Source organism: Kribbella italica (assembly GCF_014205135.1).
Taxonomy (GTDB): Bacteria; Actinomycetota; Actinomycetes; order Propionibacteriales; family Kribbellaceae; genus Kribbella; species Kribbella italica.
In genome coordinates this window covers 2,168,218-2,188,160 of the sequence record NZ_JACHMY010000001.1, presented here as the reverse complement: position 1 = coordinate 2,188,160, position 19,943 = coordinate 2,168,218, and the positions used below count along the sequence as shown (strand labels likewise).

The following is a 19,943-nucleotide window of genomic DNA, read 5'->3' as shown; positions in this document are numbered from 1 at the left end:
ACTGCTGACCAGCGAACACGATCGCAGACGAGCACAGAAGCCGGTGCGCAGCGCAGAATTCGTGTACCACCTGTTCCACCAGTTCCGCCGTACAGAAAACCCTGCGTCAGACGAGAGGTAATTCGTGTCGTCCAGCTCGTCCGAGAATCTCCCCGCCGAGTCAGCCCGGGCTGTGGCCGCCACTGCCCGGAGCACGGCCCCGAGGACCAGCGCCAGAGTGCCTGACCCTGCCGCCAAGAAGGCCACCGTGAAGAAGGCCGTGCCCGCGGCCAAGAAGGCTGCTGCATCCAAGGAGGACGGTATCCCCGCGAAGAAGGCCGCCGCGAAGAAGGCGCCGGCGAAGAAGGCTGTGTCCGAGGCGGGTCTCGCGATCGACCCGAAGACCGGGAAGCCGCGCGCCCTGGACGAGGTCGACGAGTCGGACTTCCAGGCCGACGCCGTCAAGCCGCTGGAGAAGGAGCTCACCGAGGACCAGGGCTTCATCGTCTCCGAGGCCGACGAGACCGACGAGCCCGAGCAGCAGGTGATGGTGGCCGGCGCGACCGCCGACCCGGTCAAGGACTACCTGAAGCAGATCGGCAAGGTCCCCCTGCTGAACGCCGAGCAGGAGGTCGAGCTCGCCAAGCGGATCGAGGCCGGGCTGTTCGCCGAGGAGCAGATCGGCGACGCCGAGACCAAGCTCAAGGAGAAGGTCAAGGACGAGTACGAGTGGATCTCGGAGGACGGCCGGCGCGCCAAGAACCACCTCCTCGAGGCCAACCTGCGACTCGTCGTCTCGCTCGCCAAGCGCTACACCGGCCGCGGCATGCTGTTCCTGGACCTGATCCAGGAGGGCAACCTCGGTCTGATCCGCGCGGTCGAGAAGTTCGACTACACCAAGGGCTACAAGTTCTCGACGTACGCGACCTGGTGGATCCGGCAGGCGATCACCCGTGCGATGGCCGACCAGGCCCGCACCATCCGCATCCCGGTGCACATGGTCGAGGTCATCAACAAGCTGGCCCGCGTCCAGCGGCAGATGCTGCAGGACCTCGGTCGCGAACCCACTCCGGAAGAGCTCGCCAAGGAGCTCGACATGACCCCGGAGAAGGTCATCGAGGTGCAGAAGTACGGTCGCGAGCCGATCTCCCTGCACACCCCGCTCGGTGAGGACGGCGACTCCGAGTTCGGCGACCTGATCGAGGACTCCGAGGCCATCGTCCCGGCCGAGGCGGTCTCGTTCACGCTGCTGCAGGAGCAGCTGCACGCGGTGCTCGACACCCTGTCCGAGCGCGAGGCCGGCGTGGTCTCGATGCGCTTCGGCCTGACCGACGGCCAGCCGAAGACGCTGGACGAGATCGGCAAGGTCTACGGCGTCACGCGGGAGCGGATCCGGCAGATCGAGTCCAAGACGATGTCGAAGCTGCGGCACCCGTCGCGGTCCCAGGTCCTGCGCGACTACCTCGACTGATGCACCAGGTGATCGCCGGCGCGCTGTCGCTGGTGATCCCTGCCCTCGATGCGGCAACTCTGGCCGCCGCCGTGTTCACGGCGGCGGCCCTGCTGTTCGCGGTACTGCTGGCCGGCCGCACCTCGCGCCGTACGCCGGTGGTGACGCCGCTGGTCGCGCTGACCCTGCGCGAGCAGTCGGCGCGGACGGCGTACGTCCCGCTGCGTGATCCGGACACGGCCGGACGGCCACGTCCCAGAGCTCCCGGGCTGTAGTCGCACTTCCTCGCGACCGGTCCGAATCCCTTTGTTCTTGTGGAGCTCAGTCATGCCTTCCTTTCTCGATGCGCCGATCAACGGCGCGTACCAGCTCGTCTCCTGGATCGCCGGAGTGCTCGAACCCGTCGGCGGTCCGTACGCCGCGGCGCTGGCGATCATTGCCTTCACCCTCGCCGTCCGGTTGCTGCTGCTGCCGCTCAGTCTGCGGGCGGTCCGCGGTGAGAAGTCCCGTGCGGTGCTGATGCCGCAGATCCAGGAGATCAGCAAGTTGCACTCGAAGAACCCCGAGCGGGCCCAGAAGGAGATCGCGAAGCTGCAGGCCGATTCCGGCACGACGTTGCTCGCCGGGTGCCTGCCGATGTTCGCGCAGCTGCCGTTCTTCTGGGCGCTCTACAGCCTGTTCTCGCGCGCGGTCGTCGGCGGTGAGCCGAACGAACTGCTCGCGGGGACGTTGTTCGGCGCCCCGATCGGCGTGCACTGGCCGGTCTTCGCGACCACGCCGGCGTACGTCGGACTGGCGGTGCTGCTCGCCGTCGTCGCGTTCTTCTCCGCACGCCGTCAGCTGGCGCGCCTGGACGAGACGGCGACGCCGATGAACCGCAACCTCGCGCGGCTGCTGCCGTTCGGCACGCTGCTCACCGCGGCGTTCATCCCGTTGGCCGCGGGGCTCTACCTGCTGACCACGACCACGTGGACGGTCGTCGAGCGGGCGATTCTCCTGCGCTGACCGCAGGAAGCCGCCGGGCCGCTGAGTGAGCGCGCCCGGCGGTGCTCAGCGCGCGATCGTCAGCGGTTCGGGCCGCGATGACCTGGACCCGAGCGATCGCTCTGCTGGTTGGGCGGCCGCCCCTGGCCGGGCCGGCGACGATGCTCGGGCGCGGCGCCCTGGGAGGACGGCTCGGAGGCCTTCCAGATCTCTTCGGCCGTGTGGGCGTCAGTGGCGGCCCGCACCTTTTCGACCGCCTCTTTGGCCTTCTCCGCGGCCATTCCAATCGGCGGCCCAGCGGCCGCCGCGGCTGCTCCTCCGGCCGCAGCACCGCCACCTCCGGTGGCACCACCTGCGGCCTCCTCGCGGAGACTCCGTTGGTCGTCCAGATGGCGTACGCCGTCGTGCGGCCGGTCGGCGGTCTGGTCGTCGTCCCTCGCCCGCCCGTGGCCGGGGGCCGTGGTGCCGCGCGCAGGTGGCATGCCCAGCTCCATCGCGCGACGGGTGTCCGCGACGCGGGCCGCGTCGTCCTGCTCCGGGGTACGGTCGCCAGGTTCTGCCACGCGCGTGACGATAGCCGCTGGGTCAGGTCAGCTGGGCGAGGCGCAGCTCCAGACCGTCGAGGATTCGTTCCAGGCCGTAGGTGAAGGTGTCGTCGTCGGCCGTGCTCCAGTCGTGGTCCGCGTAGGCGGCGTACAGGGCGCGCATCCGGGGATGGTCCTGTGCGGCGCGTTCGGCGGCGGGCATGGACTTGGCGAGCCACTGCTCGACCGTCTCGCCCGTCCGGGCCAGCTTGGTGAGCGTGGCCGCCTCGTTGCCGGCCACGCCGAGCACGAAGCCGATGACCGTCTTGGACGCCTGGTCGGCCTCGATCGGCGGGAAGCCGGCGGTCTCGTACAGGGCCAGCAGCCGGTCGGAGACCTTCATCAGGTTCGGCCCGATGAAGGTGACGCCGACGTCGGCCAGCGTCGCGGCCAGCCAGGGATGGCGCCGGATGATCCCGCGCAGGCTGCTCGCGGTCGCCGTCGCGCCGTCGCGCCACTGCGACGCCTCGGTGATCACCGGCACCTCGAACTCGCCGTACACCTGGTCGACGACCAGTTCGAGCAGCTCGTCCTTGTTCGCGACGTGCCAGTAGACGGCAGTGGCGACCGCGCCGAGCTCGGCGCCGAGCTTGCGCATGCTGAGCGCGTCCAGTCCGTCGGCATCCAGCAGCTTGATCGCCGCACCGACGATCTGCTCCTGGCTGAGCGCCGGCTGCTCGCGCCGCCGTCCGCGCTTCGGCCGGGTCCAGACCGACTCGATCTCCTCCGCCACCATTCACCTCCGCTGTAGGTCCCGCCATCGTACGCCAAGAATTGAACACCGTGCAGGACTTGACCGCCGTTCAATTCTAATTGCACACTGTTCACGTCAACTGAACACCGTTCAATTCAACTCACCCGAGGGGGTCCCGATGACTGCCGAGCGTCACCCGCGCCGCTGGCTCATCCTGGTCGTGCTGTGCCTCAGCACGTTCGTTCTCGTCCTGGACAACGGCGTGCTGAACGTCGCGATCCCGGCGCTCACGCAGGATCTCGGCGCCACCGCGCAGGACATCCAGTGGATCGTCGCCAGCTACATCCTGGTCTTCGCCGGCCTGCTGCTGACCGCCGGCAGCCTGTCCGACCGGTACGGACGGCGCCGCGTGATGATCGTCGGCCTGGCGATCTTCGGACTCGCCTCACTGGTCGCGACGTACGCCGGCAGCCCGGAGACGCTGATCGCCGGCCGGGTGCTGATGGGCATCGGGGGAGCGCTGGTGATGCCGAGCACGCTCTCGATCATGATCACCGTCTTCGACGACGAAGAACGCCGCAAGGCGATGTCGATCTGGAGCTCGGTGCTGATGGTCGGCCTGATCGGTGGTCCGGTGCTCGGCGGCGCGCTGATCGCGCACTTCTGGTGGGGCTCGGTGTTCCTGATCAACGTCCCGGTCGTCGTCCTGGCGATCGCCGCCGCGGTGATCTGGATGCCGGAGTCGAAGGGTCCGTGGCGCAAGCCCGACCCGCTCGGCGCCGTGCTGTCCACGGCCGGTCTGGTCGCGCTGGTCTGGTTCATCATCGAGCTGCCCGAGCACGGCGTCTCGTGGCCCGCGCTCGTCGTCGCCGTCGGCGGTCTGACCGCGTTCGTCGCCTGGGAGCTCCGGACGCCGGAGCCGATGGTCCCGCTGCAGCTGTTCCGCGACCGCAACTTCAGCGGGGGATCGCTCTCGCTGGTGCTCGTCCAGGTCGGCAACGGCGGTCTCATCCTCGCGCTGATGCAGTACCTGCAGTTCGTGCTCGGCTTCTCCGCCACCAAGGCGGGCCTGGCGATGGTTCCGATGGCGGTCGGCGTGGTCGTGGTCAACGGCCTCGGAGCGACGCTCGGCCAGAAGGTCGGCAACCGGCCGATGACCGTGGTCGGCCTGGTAGTGCTGTCCGGTGGCTTCGCGCTGATGGCGATGCTCGACGCGGACGACAGCTTCGCCAAGGTGATACTGGCCCTGCTGGTCTGCGGCGCGGGCGGCGGGTTCGCCCAGCCGGCCGCGACGGCCGCGCTGATGGGCGCCGTACCGCACGAGCACGCAGGGGTCGGCTCCGCGCTGAACGACACGATGCAGCAGGCCGGCGCCGCGCTCGGTGTCGCGATCCTCGGCAGCGCGATGGCCGAGCGCTTCACCTCCGGCATGCCCGCCGGTACGCCGGAAGCGGCGCGCGGCTCGATCGGCGAGGCACTGGCGGTCGCTTCGGCCACGGGAGACAGCGCTCTCGCCGGCGTCGCCCGGACCACCTTCGCCGACGCGATGTCGAGCACGTTCGTCGCGGGCGCCGTCGCCGTACTGGCCTCCTCCGTCATCGCCTTCTTCCTGCTGCGCGACAAGAAGCCGGTCGCCGAAACCCAGCAGGCCACCCAACTCACGCACTGAAAGGCCATCATGAATCTGCAGGCTGCCGAAGCTCTCCTCCGCACCAACCGCTCCCAGCTGATCGACGCCGACAAGGTGACCCCGCAGTGGACCGATGACGGATTCGCCTACCAGGTCGCCCGCGACGGCGAGAACAAGCTGTACGCCGTCGACCCGCTCGCCCGCACCCGCACGGAGGTGGACGCGCCTCCCGGTCAGCCCGGCACCGGCGACTTCCTCGCGGTCGTCTCGCCCGACGGCAAGTACGAGGTGATCCGCCGCGGCCCGGACCTGTGGCTGCGGACCGTGGCCGACGGCACCGAGCGGCCGCTGACCACCGACGGCGAGACCGACCACGAGTACGGCACGAACTCGTTCTCCGTCGACGTACTGCTCGGCAAGATCGGCATCCCGCACCTGCCGCCGGCGGCGGTATGGTCCCCGGACTCGACCCGCGTCCTGACCCACCAGCTCGATCGCCGCAAGGTTCGCGAGACGCACCTGATCGACGTACTGCCCGACGGTGACGGAGCGCCGCAGTTGCTGACCCAGCGCTACGCCTTCCCCGACGACGAGCACGTGCCGGAGCAGCGGTACGTCGTACTGGACATCGGCGGTGGTTCTCCCGTCCGCGCCCAAGGTGAGCCGCAGCTGGTGGGCGTTCTGTCGCCGATCACGATCAAGTGGGCCTGGTGGTCCGGCGACGCCGTCTACTTCCTCGAGCAGCCTCGCGACCAGCGCAGCCTGACGCTGAGGCGGCTCGACCCCACGACCGGCGCGGTCGAGGAGGTGCTGACCGAGACAGGCAACACCCGGCTCGAGCCGAACCAGTACGGCCAGGAGGCCGCGGTCACTCGCGCTGCCGGCAACGACCTGCTCTGGTACTCGCAGCGCGACGGCCGGCCGCACCTCTACCGGTACGACCTGCGCACCGGCGAGCTGCTCGGCCAGGTGACATCGGGCGAGTGGGGCGTACGCCGGATCCTGCACGTCGACGAGGCCGAGCGGGTCGTCTACTTCCTCGCGGTCGGAATGGTTGCTGATAGCCCCTATCGCCAAACCGTCTGCCGAGTGAACCTGGACGGCACCGGCTTCGCCCGGATCACCGACGACGACTTGCACCACGACGTCTCCGCCGCACCCAACGGCCAGTACTTCGTCGACACTGCGTCGACCGTCGCCCAACCGCCGGTCAGCACGGTCCGCTCCTGGACGGGCGAGGTGCTGGTCGGGCTGGAGCAGGCCGACGTCTCCCGGCTGCTCGCGACGGGGTGGCAGCCGCCCGAGGAGTTCCGCGCGCCCGCGGCCGACGGCGTGACCGAGATCTTCGGCCTCATCCACACGCCGCACGACTTCGACCCGGCTGCGAGCTACCCGGTGCTCAACAGCCCGTACCCCGGTCCGCACATCAACCGGACCACGCCCGGCTTCGATCCCGGGCACTTCGGCCCCGACGCCGAGGCGTTCGCCGCGCTCGGGTTCGTGGTCGTGGCCGTCGAAGGGCGTGGCACGCCGGGCCGGAGCAAGGAGTTCCACGACGCGTCGTACCGGAATCTGCAGACCGCCGGCATCGTCGACCACGTCGCGGCGATCAAGCAGCTGGCCGAGGCGCGGCCGTGGATGGATCTCGACCGGGTCGGCGTGTACGGGATGTCGGGCGGAGCGTTCGCGACGGTCCGGGCGATGGGGGAGTTCCCGGACTTCTTCAAGGCCGGCGTCGCCGAGTCAGGCAACCTCGACAACCGGGTCTACCTGCAGCAGTGGGGTGAGACGTACGCCGGTCCGGCCGGTGAGCAGGACTACGCGGAGGTCTCCGAGCTCGACCTGGCCGAGCGGATCGAGGGCCGGCTGCTACTCGTGCACGGCGGGCTGGACGACAACGTGCAGCCGCATCACACGCTCCGGTTCGTCGAGCGTTTGATTGCCGCCGACAAGGACTTCGACCTGCTGATCGTGCCGCGTGGCGAGCACGTGCTGCTGGGCTACGAGCATCACGTCGTACGGCGTCGCTGGAACCACCTGCTGCAGCACGTGGCCGGTGTCACCCCGCCCGACTACCGGCTGAAGGCGACGCCGATCGACCTGGAGGTCATCGCGAAGATGCTGGGCTGAGCTGCTCGCGCCGCCGGGGTCGACGATCCCGGCGGTGCGGGCTTTTGCCGATCCGGCAAGGATGTTTGCGCGTCCGGCGAAGGCCGTGGACGATCGGTCCCATGACGACTGAACAACTCCCCGACGAGTGGTGGAACACCTTCTACGCCGAGCGCGACCAGATCTGGAGCGGCAAGCCGAACGCCGTCCTGGTCGGCGAGGTCGCCGGCCTGACGCCCGGGCGGGCGCTCGACCTCGGCTGCGGCGAAGGCGCCGACGCGATCTGGCTGGCTCAGCAGGGCTGGGCCGTCACGGGCGTCGACATCTCGTCGGTCGCGCTGGGCCGGGCGGCCGAGCACGCCGAGGACGCCGGGGTCGGCGACCGGATCGAGTGGCAGCTGCACGAGCTGGGCACGTCGTTCCCCGACGGCGAGTTCGACCTGGTGTCCGCGCAGTTCCTGCACTCCAAGACCGAGCTCGACCGCGACGCGATCCTGCGCCGCGCCGCCGGCGCCGTCGCGCGTGGGGGAGTGCTGTTGATCGAAGGGCATATGGCCTTTCCGTCCAGTGAGGCGCAGGGTGAGCACGAGGCGCACAACCCCCATCCGGACGTCCACTTCCCGACTCCTGACGAGGTGGTCGAGGGCCTGGCGTTGACCGACGGCGAGTGGGAGATCCTGGTCAGCGAGGTGCACGACCGCGCGCAGGTGATGCGCGACGGCGTACCGATCACCCGCCGCGACAGCACGGTCAAGGTCCGCCGGCGCTGAGACTGTTCATCATGAGGATCCCTCAGGTTCATCGCTCGCGGTGAACCTAGGGCTCATGAACACCCCTGACCTCGTGCAAGAGCTCGGCTTCCGCGTCCTCGACGAGGAGGACGACGACCCGGTGCTGCTGCGCGCCGACGGCACGCCGGTCGACACCTGGCGCGAGGGCTACCCGTACGGCGAACGCCTCAGCCGCGAGGTCTACGACCGCGACAAGCGGCTGCTGCAGATCGAGCTGCTCAAGCTGCAGTACTGGGTGAAGCGCTCGAAGAAGAAGCTCGTGATCGTCTTCGAGGGCCGGGACGCGGCCGGCAAGGGCGGCACGATCAAGCGGTTCATGGAGCACCTGAACCCGCGCGGCGCCCGGATCGTGGCGCTGGAGAAGCCGACCGAGCGCGAGCAGACCCAGTGGTACTTCCAGCGGTACGTCGAGCACCTGCCGGCCGCCGGCGAGATGGTGCTGTTCGACCGGTCCTGGTACAACCGGGCCTGCGTCGAGCGGGTGATGGGCTACTGCGGCGAGGACGAGTACCTGGAGTTCATGCGGCAGGCGCCGGAGTTCGAGCGGATGCTGGTCCGGTCGGACATCCTGCTGGTCAAGCTGTGGTTCTCGGTGTCGCAGGCCGAGCAGCAGACCCGGTTCACGATCCGCCAGATCGACCCGGTCCGGCAGTGGAAGCTGTCGCCGACCGACCTCGCGTCGCTGGACAAGTGGGCCGCCTACACCGAGGCCAAGGAAGCGATGTTCCACTACACCGACACGCCGTACGCGCCGTGGACGGTGGTGAAGAGCAACGACAAGAAGCGCGCCCGGCTGGAGGCGATGCGGCACGTGCTTTCGCTGTACGACTACTCCGACAAGGACCACGAGCTGGTCGGGACCGTCGACTCGAAGATCCTCGGCCCGGCCGCGCAGGTCCTCGAGCACGGCGAGTCGGCGAACCGGAGCTTCCCGGCGCTCTAGCGCCTTTCCCGTGCTCTAGTTGTCCGTCAACGGCAGGGAGACGGTGAAGGTCGCGCCGCCGCCCGGCGTGTCCGCGACCTTCACCTGGCCGCGGTGTGCGGCGACCAGGGCGGCGACGATCGAGAGCCCGAGCCCGGAGCCGCCGGTGACTCTGGTCCTGGCCGAGTCGGCCCGGTAGAACCGCTCGAAGACGCGGGCCTTCTGCTCCTCACTCAGCCCCTGACCGGTGTCGGCGACCTCCAGTACGGCGTGCCCGTCGCGCGTCCCGACCGAGACCGTCACCGGCGCCTCGATCGGCGTGTGGTGCAACGCGTTGCTGACCAGGTTGCCGAGGACTTGCCGCAGGCGCGCTTCGTCGCCCTGGACCACCGGGGCGCCGGAGTCCGGGAGGATGCGCAGGCTGATCGTGCGTTCCGGCTGCACCGCTTCGACGTCGTGGACGGCGTCGCCCGCGAGCGTGAGCAGGTCGACGGGCTGGTACTGCAGCGGTCGCTGCTGGTCAAGCCGGGCCAGCAGCAGCAGGTCGTCGACGAGCAATCCCATCCGCTTCGCCTCGTCCTCGATCCGCTTCGTCGTGGCCGGCTCCATCGCGCCGCCGCGCTGCCGTGTCAGCTCGGCGAACCCGCGGATCGAGGTCAGCGGCGTCCGCAGCTCGTGACTCGCGTCCGCGACGAACCGCCGCATCCGGTCCTCGGACTGCCGCGCGTGCTCCTCGGAGCGGCGCGCGTCGTCCTCCGACTGCCGGGCGACTTCCTCCGACTGCTTCGCGGCTTCCTCGGACCGGCGCGCGACCTCTTCGGACTGCCGCGCGAGCTCGGCGGAGCGGCGGGCCGACTCCTCCGAGCGCCGGGCCGCGGACTCGCTGGCCGTGCGCTGGGCGAAGGCGGTCTCGATCTGGCCGAGCATCTGGTTCAGCGCGAGCGACAGCCGCCCGACCTCGGTGCGTGGGTCGCGCTGAGGCACACGGCGACTCAGGTCGCCACCGGCGATCGCGACCGCGGTGTGCTCGACGTCCTCGAGCCCGCGCAGACTGCGCCGTACGACGTACGTCGCGACGCCCGCGAGCAGCACGAGCAGGATCACCCCGGCCGCGATCTGCACCCCGACGAGTTGTTCGAGGGTGTGGTCCATGTCGCTCAGGCTCTGGCCGATCATCAGGTAGCCGTCACCCGACTTCAGCGGCACGGCGAGCACCCGCCAGGTGTCACCACCGGTCGTCGCCTTGGTGTCGAACGCTTGGTTGTGCTTGGCAACTACCTCCGCCAGGGTCAGCGTCGGCAGCGCGGGCTGTCCCTCACCCTCACGGAGCGGTTCGCGGATCGGCCCGTCCTTGGTCTCGGTGCCGTCGGCGAGAAACTCCTGGACGACGAACGCGCTGGGCAACCGCGGCGGACCCCCACGGCCTTCGAACGGTCGCGGGGCCGGGCGGTTGACGATCTGCCGCGACGCGTCGGTGAGCTGGGTGTCGACGCGGTCGATCAGGTACCCGCGCATGATCGTCGTGGCAACGACACCGGAGGCGAGCAGCGCGGCGGTCACCAGCGTGAGCAGCACCAGCACGATGGTGATGCGCAGCGGGTACCGCTCGGTGAAGCGCCGGTGGCCCAGCATCAGTTGGGGCCTCTCGGCGTACGGAGGACGTAGCCGACACCGCGGACGGTGTGCAGCAGCTTCTGGTCGCCGGTGTCGACCTTGCGGCGCAGGTAGGACATGTACGACTCGACCACGCCGGCGTCACCGGCGAAGTCGTAGTTCCAGACCGCGGAGAGGATCTGGCCCTTCGACATCACCCGCTCGGCGTTCTCCAGCAGACAGCGCAGGAGCTTGAACTCGGTCAGCGACAGCTGCACCGCCGTACCGGACTTGAACACCTCGTAGCTGTCCTCGTTGAGCTCGAGGTCGGCGTACTTGAGGATCGCCGGTTCGGTCGCGGCCTGCTCGCGATGCCCGGACCTGCGCAGCAGAGCGCGCACCCGCGCGACCAGCTCGTCCAGGCTGAACGGCTTGGTCACGTAGTCGTCGCCGCCGGTGTGCAGGCCGAGCACCTTGTCCTCGACGGCGTCCCGGGCGGTCAGGAAGAGGACCGGGACGTGCCGGTCCTCTCCCCGCAGCCGCCGGACGACCTCGAAACCGTCCAGCCCGGGCATCATCACGTCGAGGACGACGAGGTCGGGCTCGACCTCACGGGCCTTCTTCAGCGCCTCGGCGCCGTGGGTGGCTGTGGTCACGTCGTACCCGGCGAAGCGCAGGCTCGCGGACAGCAGCTCGACGATGTTCGGCTCGTCGTCGACGACCAGGAGGTGCGGGCTCATGCCCACCAGTCTGCACCGGTGAACCGTGCGAACCCTGGCACCTTCCTGGCAGTTGCCTGTGAGTCCTGCCCGTGGGTGTGGTCAGCGTGGACCGCGCTTGAGACCCCACTTCTCGCGGGCCGCGTCGCGCGTGGTCCCGTCGTTGACCGTGGTCGCGGTGGCGACGTTGTTCGCGACGACCGCCGACACGGTGACCTGGTTGCCGGTCTTCACGTCGTCGATGCCGTCGCGGGCGGCGTTCACCAAGGTGTCCTCGGTCAGCGTGTACTCGCGGCTGTAGCCGTCGGCGCTCTTCACCGTGAGCTTGTCCTTGCTGACCGCGGTGACCTCACCGCGCTGGGTCGCCACGGTCTGGTAGCCGCCGCCCTCCTTCTCGACCACGAACTCGCCGTGCAGCGCGCCCATCCCGAGCCCGAACTCGCCGTGCCGTCCCGGGCCGCCGGGTCCGCCGGGGCCCGGCTTGGCCGGATCAGCGGGTGCCGAGGGCGACGCGGACGGGCTGGCCGAGGGTGCGGGGGACGGGTCGGCGTTGGTGGTGGCCCAGGCGACTCCGCCGGCCGCCGTGGTGACGACCACCGCCGCGACGGTGCCGGCGATCCGCCACGGTTTGTCGGTGAGTTTCTCGAACGACGCCATCTGCAACTGCCTCCCGGTACGACGTACCAGGCCGTCACCTGGTACTGGTCGTCCCACCCTGCGACGCCGACCTGAGACGAGCCTCCCGCGAGGCTGGCAAAACCCTGGCAGTCAGACCAGGAACAGGACGGCGACCAGCCAGACGGCGGCCGCGAGCGCCGTACCGATGAACTCGATCAGGATCGACAGGCCGGTCGCCCGCAGCGCGTGCTTGGTCGACGTCCAGGCGTCCGGGTGCGTGCCGAGGCGCTGCCGCTCCGACAGGTAGACACCCAGCGGGAACCCGACGAACATGCCGACCACCGGGATCACGAAGAACCCGACGATCCCGAGCAGCACTCCGACGAACATGGATCGTCGAGGGACGCCGGACTCTCGGAGCCTGCGCTCCGGAACGATGTACTTCACCACCTGGCTCGCACCGATCAGGACCACCGCCGCGGCCAGCACGGCCCAGCCGGTCGGGCTCTGTTCCTCCAGCGCCCAGATCAGGATCGCGGCGAGGCTGAGCAGCGCGCCGGGCAGCACCGGGACCACGATGCCGATGATGCCGACGAAGATCGCCACGCCGACCAGGAACGTCGCAACGGAGTTCACGCCCCCCACTCTGCCGTACAACGCTCGGCTTAGTGTGGGCGCATGGCTGCCCTTCATGAATTGGTCACCACACTCGCCGCGCCCTGGGTGGTGCTGTCGCCCCGCTCGGGGCAACTCACCGGGACCGGAGCCGAGGGTGTCTACGCCCGGGACCGCCGGATCCTGTCCCGGTTGGTGGTGACGGTCGACGGCCGGGAACCGCTGCCGGTCCAGGTGGACGAGTCCGGCGGAGGGGTGACCGTCTTCGGGGCGGTGATCGAGGGGCTGGGCGACGGTGGGCACGATCCGACGGTGCGGTTGCGGCGGACCCGAACGGTGAGTGGTGAGGGTCTCACCGAGAGTCTGACGGTGGTCAACAACTCGCACCAGACTGTCGGCTGCACGGTGAATGTTGCTCTCGGCACCGACCTTGCGGGGACGGCCGAGGTCCGGAGCGAGGCGGCCGTGGAGCTTCCCGCGCTGACTCCCGTGGTCGACGGCGACGCGCTGCGCTGGGAGAAGGCGGGGACGCGGGTGAGCGCTCTCGCCGATCGCGAGCCTGCTCTCGAGGGCGGGGGAATGCGGTGGCAGTTGCAGCTCAAGCCCGGCGACGAGTCGACGATCACGCTGCGGGTGACCGCGGAGTTCCCGGCGGCGACGGGCTTCGAGATCAAGGCGCCGGCCGAGCGTCCGGCGTACGACGAGATCGCGCTGTCCTGCTCGGACACCCGCGTGGAACGCTGGCTGCGCCGCTCGCTGGACGACCTCGCCGCCCTGCAGCTGGGCACTGACAGTGAGCGCTATCTCGGGGCTGGGCCGCCTTGGTATCTCACCCTCTTTGGGCGGGACTCCTTGATCTCTTCGGGGATGCTGATTCCGGTGGATCCGGAGCTTGCCGCCGGCACGCTGCGGGCGCTCGCCCAACGGCAGGGCACGAAGGTCGACGCCGACGCGGCCGAGCAACCCGGCAAGATCCCGCACGAGTTGCGCGCCGAGGTCGCCGATCACGGCGGCGGGCTGGTGCTGCCGGCGGCGTACTACGGAACGCACGACGCGACCCAGCTCTGGATCACGACGCTGCACAAGGCGTGGCGCTGGGGGATGCCCGCCGACGAGGTGCGCGCGCTGCTGCCGAACCTGCAACGGGCGCTCACCTGGATGCGCGACTACGCCGATCCCGACGGGGACGGCTTCTTCGAGTACATCGACGAGTCCGGCCACGGCCTGGCCAACCAGGGCTGGAAGGACTCCAGCGACTCCGTCCAGTGGCCCGACGGCACGATCGCCACCGCGCCGATCGCTCTGTGCGAGGTCCAGGGCTATGCGTACGCCGCCGCATTGGCCGGCGCAGAGCTGTTGGATGCGTTTGAGGAGGAGGGTGGTGATGACTGGCGGGTCTGGGCGGCAGCGCTCAAGACCAGGTTCCGGGAGAAGTTCTGGGTCGACGGGTATCCGGCGATCGCGCTCGACGGCGCCAAGCGTCCGGTCGCGGGGCCGGCGTCCAACATGGGTCATCTGCTCGGCACCGGACTGCTCGACGCCGACGAGGAAGCAACCGTCGCGGCGCTGCTCGGCGACCGGCAACTGGACTCCGGTTTCGGGCTCCGGACGTTGACGACCGAGCTGTCCGGCTTCAACCCGCTCGGCTACCACACCGGCAGTGTCTGGCCGCACGACACCGCGATGACCGTGCAAGGCCTGTACGCCGCCGGCCGATCCGCTGTGGCCACGACGTACACGCGCGGTCTGCTGGAAGCCGCGGAGTCCTTCGGCTATCGGCTGCCCGAGTTGTACGGGGGAGCGGGGTCGGCAGAGGAAAGCAGCCCCACGCCGTACCCCCTGTCCTGCCGTCCTCAGGCCTGGGCAGCCGCGTCAGCAGTTGCGGTGATCGTGGCGGCGCTGGGCATCGAACCCAACGTCCCGGCCGGCACCCTCGACATCACGCCCGCGAGCGACTTCCCCTGGCGGTCACTGCGTCTTGAGGGTGTGCGTGTGGGAGAGCGAACTCTGACGGTCGAGTCCACCGATGGAAGTCTCACCTTGAGCTAGAGCTTCACCGCGGTGAGGGCCGCGACCAAGGAGACGGCGAGATAGCTTCCGCCCGCCAGGTAGCGCTGGATCGTGGTGCTGCGCGGCGAGCGGAAGCGCCGGCCGATCGCGTCCGCGCCGACGGCGTAGCAGAGGTCGAGCGCCAGCCCGATCACGAGCACCGCCAGCCCGAGCAGCAGCATCTCGGTCCGTACCTGACCCGCCCCCGCGTCGCGCGTCGTGAACTGCGGCAGGAAGGCGAGGAAGAACAGGGCCGCCTTCGGATTCAGGAGATTGACCAGCACTCCGGCCCTGAAGACCCGGCCCAGCGGCTCCGCCCGCAGGGTGCCGAGCCCGGACGAACTGCCCGAGGATCGCAGGGTCTTCACCCCGAGGTACGCCAAGTACGCCGCACCGGCCAGCGAGATCACCGTGAACAGCTCCGGCGAAGCCTCCAGCACAGCGACCAGCCCGAGCGCCGTGACCAGGATGTAGACCACCGACCCGGTCTCGATCGCGAACGCCGACACGACACCCGCGCGCCGGCCCTGGGTCAGGCTGCGCAGCGAGATGTAGATGTTGTTCGGCCCCGGCATCCCGACCAGGACGACCGTCGCCCCGACGAACCCGAGCAGCTGCCCGATCCCCATGATCACCCTCACGCTCTTCAACTGGACTGCTTCCGCGACTAGCCTGTCGGCTCGATGCCCAGTCCACCCGAGCCAATCCGAGGAGAAGTGGACCGTTCCGGAGATCCCGCCGTCCTGGCCGACCTGATCGGGCGCCGCCTCACCGGTCGCTCCGGCGGCCTGTACCGGCGCCTGGCCGACGCACTCGCCGCGCTGATGGGCTCGACCGAGCTGCCGGTCGGCGCCAAGCTCCCGGCCGAACGCCGGCTCGCCGAGGCGCTCGCGGTCAGCCGGAGCACCGTCGTCGCGGCGTACGACGAACTGCGCGCCCGCGGCCTCGTCGAGAGCCGCCGCGGCAGCGGTACGACGGTCGCGCGCTCTGCGAGCCGTGGACGGTCGACCGCCGACAAGCGGATGCCGATCGGGTACGGCGAGTCGCTGTTCCACCGGATCACGGTCGGCCCGGGCGACGTGATCTCGATGACGTACGCCGTCGATCCCGGCATCCCCGACCTCGCGGCCGAGGTCGAGGACCTGGCGCGGACCGACCTGCCCACGTTGCTCCAGGACGTCGGCTACCACCCGCGCGGGATCGAACCGCTGCGGCAGCGGATCGCCGAGCACTTCGAGCAGTCCGGCCTGCCGACCAGCCGGGACGAGATCGTCGTCACCAGCGGCGCGCACCAGGCGATCGCGCTGGTCACGCAGATGTACCTGCGGACCGGAGCCGCGGTCGTGATCGAGCAGCCGAGCTGGCCGGGCTGTTTCGACCTGTTCGGCGCGGCGGGCGGGCGCGTGGTCGGCGTACCGCTGGACGACGCCGGGATCCGGCCCGACCTGCTGACGGCGGCGCTCAAGGAGCACCAGCCCGCAATGCTCTTCGTGATGCCGACGTTCCACAATCCGACCGGCCGGCTGATGTCACCGGCGCGACGCCGGCAGGTCGCCGAAATCGCCGGCCGGTACGGCGTGGTCGTTGTCGAGGACAACGCCTATTCCGCCGGCGATCCGGCCGGACCGGACATTCCACCGCCGCTCGCCGCGTTCGCGCAAGGTCCTGCGGAGATACTGACGATCGGCTCGGTGTCGAAAGCGGTCTGGGGCGGATTGCGGATCGGGTGGATTCGCGCGCCGCGACCCTTGGCCGACCGGCTCGCGCGGCACAAAGCGCTGGCCGATCTCGGGAGTCCGGTGATCGATCAGGCACTCACCGCGCGACTGTTGCCTCGACTCGGCGACGTGACCGCCGAACGTGCCCGGCTGGCCACCGGACGCCGCGCGCACATCGGCGAACTGCTGCGCGATCGGCTGCCCGAATGGACGTGGGAGGAACCGGCCGGCGGATCGGCGTTGTGGGTGCGGCTGCCGGACACGGACGCGCGGGTGTTCGCGCAGATCGCGCTGCGGCACGGCGTCGAGGTCGTGGCGGGCCACGCGATGGACCCGACCGGTGACCACGACAACTACCTGCGGCTGCCGTTCGCCTACGCGCCGGAGGTGCTGGTCGACGCGGTGGACCGGCTGGCCGGCGCGTGGCAGGAGTTCCGCCGGCACGGGCCGGCGCCCGGCGTACCGATGGTGTGAGATAGCCAACAGAAAACTGGCCGGTCCCGGACAGGACTGATGGCGGCCACCCTGTCCGGGGTGACCGCCATCGCTCAGTGTGTGTGGGGTCTGCGCCGTCGTTGGCGCCTACGAGGCCTGGGGTTACCGCTCCTCTTCCGCGGCCGGGACCGGGGTGACGGCTTCGAGCCGACCGGTCTCGTCGTGGATGGTGATAGCGATGTCGCGCAGCTTCTCCGAGTGTTCCCGGCCGTGGTGGGCGCAGAAGAGGAGCTCCCCACCGCTGGTCAGGGTGACACGGACGTAGGCCTGCGCGCCGCAGCGGTCACAACGGTCCGCAGCCGACAGGGTCGAACTCGGGGCGAGTGCTGTAGTCACTTGAGGCCTCATCTCATCTAGTTCCGTACTCACCAGATAGCAACATCCTGACATGCGGATCGCTTCCCGGTAGGTGCAGCGTGTCCGAATGTGAGACGAACCACCTGTTCCCTTATGACGCATATTGACGGGGAATCGTTTCGGATTCGGGCGATCTGTTGTTTCCGGCGGGTGTCGGGCGTGTCCTCTTTCACTGTGCGCCACGGGACGCTCACTGCGCGTTCAGATCCGAGTGTCGGAATTCCCGGTGATCGAGTCCGGATCGATATCTTCCGAAACACCTATCTGGCTGGGGATCCCACTGCGTTCAGTTGTGCTGGTTCGGTACCCCGCCATGATGCCGACCAACCCAAATCCACCACGGCCACCTCCTGCCAGGTTTTGGGGGCGGGGCCTCGTAGGCTGTCACTCGTACGGCGGCGGAGTCGTCGTACGGATGTCTGCTTGTGAACCAGTGAAGGAGCCCTGTGGCCGCCCCGACGCCTCGCAGTACCGAGCTCGACCCGACGTACAACGCCCGCAACCTGCTCGTGCTCGAGGGGCTGGAGGCGGTCCGCAAACGCCCGGGGATGTACATCGGCTCGACCGACAGCCGCGGCCTGATGCACTGCCTGTGGGAGATCATCGACAACGCCGTCGACGAGGCCCTGGCCGGTCACGGCGACCGGATCGACGTCGTGCTGCACCAGGACGGCTCGGTCGAGGTGCGCGACAAGGCCCGCGGCATCCCGGTCGACATCGAGCCCAAGACGAAGATGACCGGTGTCGAGGTGGTCTTCACCAAGCTGCACGCCGGCGGCAAGTTCGGCGGCGGGTCGTACAACGCCTCCGGTGGTCTGCACGGCGTCGGCGCCTCGGTCGTGAACGCCCTGTCCGCGCGCCTGGACGTCGAGGTGGACCGCGGTGGCGTGGTCTGGACCACGTCGTTCCGGCGCGGGGTGGCCGGCGAGTTCGACGGCGAGGGCGCCGCGGCGACCTTCACCGCGGCGGTCGGTCTGCGCAAGGCGGGACGCGCGAAGAAGGGTGTCACCGGGACCCGGATCCGGTACTGGGCCGACCGGCAGGTCTTCACCAAGGACGCCGCCTTCAACTACGACGAGCTGGTCACCCGCGCGCGGCAGACCTCGTTCCTGGTCCCCGGCCTGGAGCTGGTGATCCGCGACGAGCGCGGTGACGAGGCGACCGAGGAGTCGTTCAAGCACGACGGCGGGATCTCGGAGTTCTGCGAGTTCCTGGCCACCGACCAGCCGGTCACCGAGGTCGTCCGGCTGACCGGAACCGGCCACTTCACCGAGACCGTGCCGATGCTCGACGACGCCGGGCACATGACCCCGACCGACGTCGAGCGCGACCTGGACGTCGACATCGCGGTCCGCTGGGGCGACGGGTACGAGACCGAGCTCCGGTCGTTCGTGAACATCGTGTCCACGCCGAAGGGCGGGACGCACGTGTCCGGCTTCGAGCGGGCGCTGTCGAAGGCGTTCACCGGCGTACTGACCGGGACGCGGCTGCTGAAGAGCGGCGAGGAGATCATCAAGGACGACGTGCTCGAGGGGCTCACCTCGGTCGTCACGGTCCGGCTGGCCGAACCGCAGTTCGACGGCCAGACCAAGGAGGTGCTCGGGACGCCGGCCGCCTCGCGGATCGTCGCGAAGGTGGTCCAGACCGAGCTGGAGACGTTCCTCACCTCCACCAAGGGCGCGGCGAAGGCGCAGGCGCGCGCCGTCCTGGAGAAGGTCGTCGCCGCGTCGCGGACGCGCGTGGCGGCCCGTCAGCACCGCGAGCTGCAGCGGCGCAAGACCGCGCTGGAGTCGTCGGCGCTGCCCGCGAAGCTGGCCGACTGCCGCAGCAACGACGTGGACCGCTCCGAGCTGTTCATCGTCGAGGGTGATTCGGCCCTCGGGACGGCGAAGCTCGCGCGCAGCTCGGAGTTCCAGGCGCTGCTGCCGATCCGGGGCAAGATCCTGAACGTGCAGAAGGCGTCGGTCGGCGACATGCTGAAGAACGCCGAGTGCGCGTCGATCATCCAGGTGGTCGGCGCCGGCTCCGGCCGCACGTTCGACCTGGAGCAGGCGCGCTACGGCAAGATCATCTTCATGGCCGACGCCGACTCCGACGGCGCCCACATCCGCTGCCTGCTGGCGACGCTGTTCTTCCGGTACATGCGGCCTCTGGTGGACGCGGGACGCGTCTACACCGCCGTACCGCCGCTGCACCGCTTCGAGCTGACGAACCCGAAGAAGGGGCAGGACAAGTACCTGTACACCTACAGCGATGCCGAGTACCAGCGGAAGTCGGCCGAGCTGATGAAGAAGGGCGTCCGCTGGAAGGAGCCCCCGCAGCGCTACAAGGGTCTCGGTGAGATGGACGCCGACCAGCTGGCCGAAACCACGATGGACCCCCGCCACCGAACGCTTCGCCGCATCACTGTCGACGACGGTGAGGCTGCGGCCGGTGTCTTCGATCTGCTGATGGGCAACGATGTGGCGCCGCGGAAAGAATTCATTGTCCAGGGTGCTTACGAGTTGGACGAGACGCGCATCGACGCCTGAGCCAAGCACGCCGACCCCCGCGATCCGCAAGGGATGCGGGGGTCGCTGCTGTCTACGGCAGTTGTCCTCACAAGTACCGGCGACCTGAGCCGTGGCTGGTACTTG

Annotated in this window: 18 protein-coding genes; 10 read left to right on the top strand and 8 right to left on the bottom strand. The window is 69.5% G+C overall.

Annotated elements, in window-relative coordinates; translation table 11 throughout:
- Positions 1 to 124: 124 nt before the first annotated feature.
- From HDA39_RS10260 to HDA39_RS10250, 3 genes are read left to right on the top strand one after another with little or no spacing between them, the layout of a single operon-like run.
- A complete protein-coding gene (locus tag HDA39_RS10260; protein WP_184794992.1) occupies positions 125 to 1,450 on the top strand; it encodes an RNA polymerase sigma factor in 1,326 nt (441 codons plus the stop codon).
- Entirely contained in the window at positions 1,450 to 1,704 is a 255-nt protein-coding gene (locus HDA39_RS10255) for a DUF6412 domain-containing protein (RefSeq protein WP_238356024.1), read from the top strand. The genes HDA39_RS10260 and HDA39_RS10255 overlap by 1 nt, the downstream gene beginning before the upstream one ends.
- Before the next feature lie 52 nt (positions 1,705 to 1,756).
- Entirely contained in the window at positions 1,757 to 2,434 is a 678-nt protein-coding gene (locus HDA39_RS10250) for a YidC/Oxa1 family membrane protein insertase (RefSeq protein WP_184794991.1), read from the top strand.
- 59 nt (positions 2,435 to 2,493) lie between these two features.
- Here the strand turns inward: HDA39_RS10250 and HDA39_RS10245 are convergent, their stop codons facing one another.
- Both HDA39_RS10245 and HDA39_RS10240 read right to left on the bottom strand, forming a co-directional pair.
- Positions 2,494 to 2,976 (bottom strand): hypothetical protein, encoded by a 483-nt coding sequence (locus HDA39_RS10245; protein WP_184794990.1) that lies wholly within the window; start codon positions 2,974 to 2,976, stop codon positions 2,494 to 2,496.
- A 22-nt stretch (positions 2,977 to 2,998) separates the two neighbouring features.
- Positions 2,999 to 3,733 carry a TetR/AcrR family transcriptional regulator gene (locus tag HDA39_RS10240; protein ID WP_184794989.1) on the bottom strand — a complete coding sequence of 245 codons (735 nt, stop codon included), beginning with the start codon at positions 3,731 to 3,733 and terminating at the stop codon, positions 2,999 to 3,001.
- A gap of 136 nt (positions 3,734 to 3,869) precedes the next feature.
- Between HDA39_RS10240 and HDA39_RS10235 the strand changes: the two genes are divergently transcribed.
- The 4 genes from HDA39_RS10235 (at position 3,870) to ppk2 (ending at position 9,164) form a co-directional block, all read left to right on the top strand.
- Positions 3,870 to 5,360 carry an MFS transporter gene (locus HDA39_RS10235; RefSeq protein WP_184794988.1) on the top strand — a complete coding sequence of 497 codons (1,491 nt, stop codon included), beginning with the start codon at positions 3,870 to 3,872 and terminating at the stop codon, positions 5,358 to 5,360.
- A 9-nt stretch (positions 5,361 to 5,369) separates the two neighbouring features.
- Positions 5,370 to 7,451 carry a S9 family peptidase gene (locus tag HDA39_RS10230; RefSeq protein WP_184794987.1) on the top strand — a complete coding sequence of 694 codons (2,082 nt, stop codon included), beginning with the start codon at positions 5,370 to 5,372 and terminating at the stop codon, positions 7,449 to 7,451.
- Between the two features lie 101 nt (positions 7,452 to 7,552).
- Complete coding sequence (locus HDA39_RS10225) at positions 7,553 to 8,200, top strand: SAM-dependent methyltransferase (protein WP_184794986.1); 648 nt, start codon at positions 7,553 to 7,555, stop codon at positions 8,198 to 8,200.
- Positions 8,201 to 8,255: 55 nt separating this feature from the next.
- Entirely contained in the window at positions 8,256 to 9,164 is a 909-nt protein-coding gene (gene ppk2 / locus HDA39_RS10220) for a polyphosphate kinase 2 (RefSeq protein WP_184794985.1), read from the top strand.
- A 15-nt stretch (positions 9,165 to 9,179) separates the two neighbouring features.
- Here the strand turns inward: ppk2 and HDA39_RS10215 are convergent, their stop codons facing one another.
- The 4 genes from HDA39_RS10215 to HDA39_RS10200 all read right to left on the bottom strand — a co-directional run bounded on the left by HDA39_RS10215 (position 9,180) and on the right by HDA39_RS10200 (position 12,709).
- Entirely contained in the window at positions 9,180 to 10,775 is a 1,596-nt protein-coding gene (locus HDA39_RS10215) for a sensor histidine kinase (RefSeq protein WP_184794984.1), read from the bottom strand.
- The gene (locus HDA39_RS10210; protein WP_184794983.1) at positions 10,775 to 11,476 is read right to left on the bottom strand and encodes a response regulator transcription factor; all 702 of its coding nucleotides are present in this window, start codon (positions 11,474 to 11,476) and stop codon (positions 10,775 to 10,777) included. Before HDA39_RS10210 ends, HDA39_RS10215 begins: the two co-directional genes overlap by 1 nt.
- Positions 11,477 to 11,557: 81 nt before the next feature.
- Positions 11,558 to 12,112, bottom strand: coding sequence for a hypothetical protein (locus HDA39_RS10205; RefSeq protein WP_184794982.1), 555 nt, complete (start codon positions 12,110 to 12,112; stop codon positions 11,558 to 11,560).
- A 111-nt stretch (positions 12,113 to 12,223) separates the two neighbouring features.
- Positions 12,224 to 12,709, bottom strand: coding sequence for a DUF456 family protein (locus HDA39_RS10200; RefSeq protein ID WP_184794981.1), 486 nt, complete (start codon positions 12,707 to 12,709; stop codon positions 12,224 to 12,226).
- Between the two features lie 42 nt (positions 12,710 to 12,751).
- Here HDA39_RS10200 and HDA39_RS10195 point away from each other — a divergent pair, with 42 nt between their 5' ends.
- Positions 12,752 to 14,737 (top strand): amylo-alpha-1,6-glucosidase, encoded by a 1,986-nt coding sequence (locus HDA39_RS10195; RefSeq protein WP_184794980.1) that lies wholly within the window; start codon positions 12,752 to 12,754, stop codon positions 14,735 to 14,737.
- Here the strand turns inward: HDA39_RS10195 and HDA39_RS10190 are convergent.
- On the bottom strand, positions 14,734 to 15,378 hold the full coding sequence (locus tag HDA39_RS10190; RefSeq protein ID WP_337926124.1) for a LysE family translocator: 645 nt from the start codon (positions 15,376 to 15,378) through the stop codon (positions 14,734 to 14,736). The genes HDA39_RS10195 and HDA39_RS10190 overlap by 4 nt on opposite strands.
- 75 nt (positions 15,379 to 15,453) lie before the next feature.
- Between HDA39_RS10190 and HDA39_RS10185 the strand changes: the two genes are divergently transcribed.
- Positions 15,454 to 16,929 carry an aminotransferase class I/II-fold pyridoxal phosphate-dependent enzyme gene (locus HDA39_RS10185; protein WP_184794979.1) on the top strand — a complete coding sequence of 492 codons (1,476 nt, stop codon included), beginning with the start codon at positions 15,454 to 15,456 and terminating at the stop codon, positions 16,927 to 16,929.
- A 123-nt stretch (positions 16,930 to 17,052) separates the two neighbouring features.
- Here the strand turns inward: HDA39_RS10185 and HDA39_RS10180 are convergent, their stop codons facing one another.
- Positions 17,053 to 17,298 (bottom strand): DUF7455 domain-containing protein, encoded by a 246-nt coding sequence (locus tag HDA39_RS10180; RefSeq protein ID WP_202892927.1) that lies wholly within the window; start codon positions 17,296 to 17,298, stop codon positions 17,053 to 17,055.
- A gap of 455 nt (positions 17,299 to 17,753) precedes the next feature.
- Between HDA39_RS10180 and HDA39_RS10175 the strand changes: the two genes are divergently transcribed.
- Positions 17,754 to 19,838, top strand: coding sequence for a DNA gyrase subunit B (locus tag HDA39_RS10175; RefSeq protein WP_184794977.1), 2,085 nt, complete (start codon positions 17,754 to 17,756; stop codon positions 19,836 to 19,838).
- Positions 19,839 to 19,943: the final 105 nt, after the last annotated feature.

Bases quoted from the DNA above. Each gene is read 5' to 3' on its own strand.
- HDA39_RS10230 (WP_184794987.1), top strand. From the start codon at position 5,370: ATGAATCTGCAGGCTGCCGAAGCTCTCCTCCGCACCAACCGCTCCCAG.
- HDA39_RS10250 (WP_184794991.1), top strand. From the start codon at position 1,757: ATGCCTTCCTTTCTCGATGCGCCGATCAACGGCGCGTACCAGCTCGTC.
- HDA39_RS10255 (WP_238356024.1), top strand. From the start codon at position 1,450: ATGCACCAGGTGATCGCCGGCGCGCTGTCGCTGGTGATCCCTGCCCTC.
- HDA39_RS10180 (WP_202892927.1), bottom strand. From the start codon at position 17,298: ATGAGGCCTCAAGTGACTACAGCACTCGCCCCGAGTTCGACCCTGTCG.
- HDA39_RS10205 (WP_184794982.1), bottom strand. From the start codon at position 12,112: ATGGCGTCGTTCGAGAAACTCACCGACAAACCGTGGCGGATCGCCGGC.
- HDA39_RS10210 (WP_184794983.1), bottom strand. From the start codon at position 11,476: ATGAGCCCGCACCTCCTGGTCGTCGACGACGAGCCGAACATCGTCGAG.
- HDA39_RS10235 (WP_184794988.1), top strand. From the start codon at position 3,870: ATGACTGCCGAGCGTCACCCGCGCCGCTGGCTCATCCTGGTCGTGCTG.
- ppk2 (WP_184794985.1), top strand. From the start codon at position 8,256: ATGAACACCCCTGACCTCGTGCAAGAGCTCGGCTTCCGCGTCCTCGAC.
- HDA39_RS10215 (WP_184794984.1), bottom strand. From the start codon at position 10,775: ATGCTGGGCCACCGGCGCTTCACCGAGCGGTACCCGCTGCGCATCACC.
- HDA39_RS10195 (WP_184794980.1), top strand. From the start codon at position 12,752: ATGGCTGCCCTTCATGAATTGGTCACCACACTCGCCGCGCCCTGGGTG.
- HDA39_RS10240 (WP_184794989.1), bottom strand. From the start codon at position 3,733: ATGGTGGCGGAGGAGATCGAGTCGGTCTGGACCCGGCCGAAGCGCGGA.
- HDA39_RS10225 (WP_184794986.1), top strand. From the start codon at position 7,553: ATGACGACTGAACAACTCCCCGACGAGTGGTGGAACACCTTCTACGCC.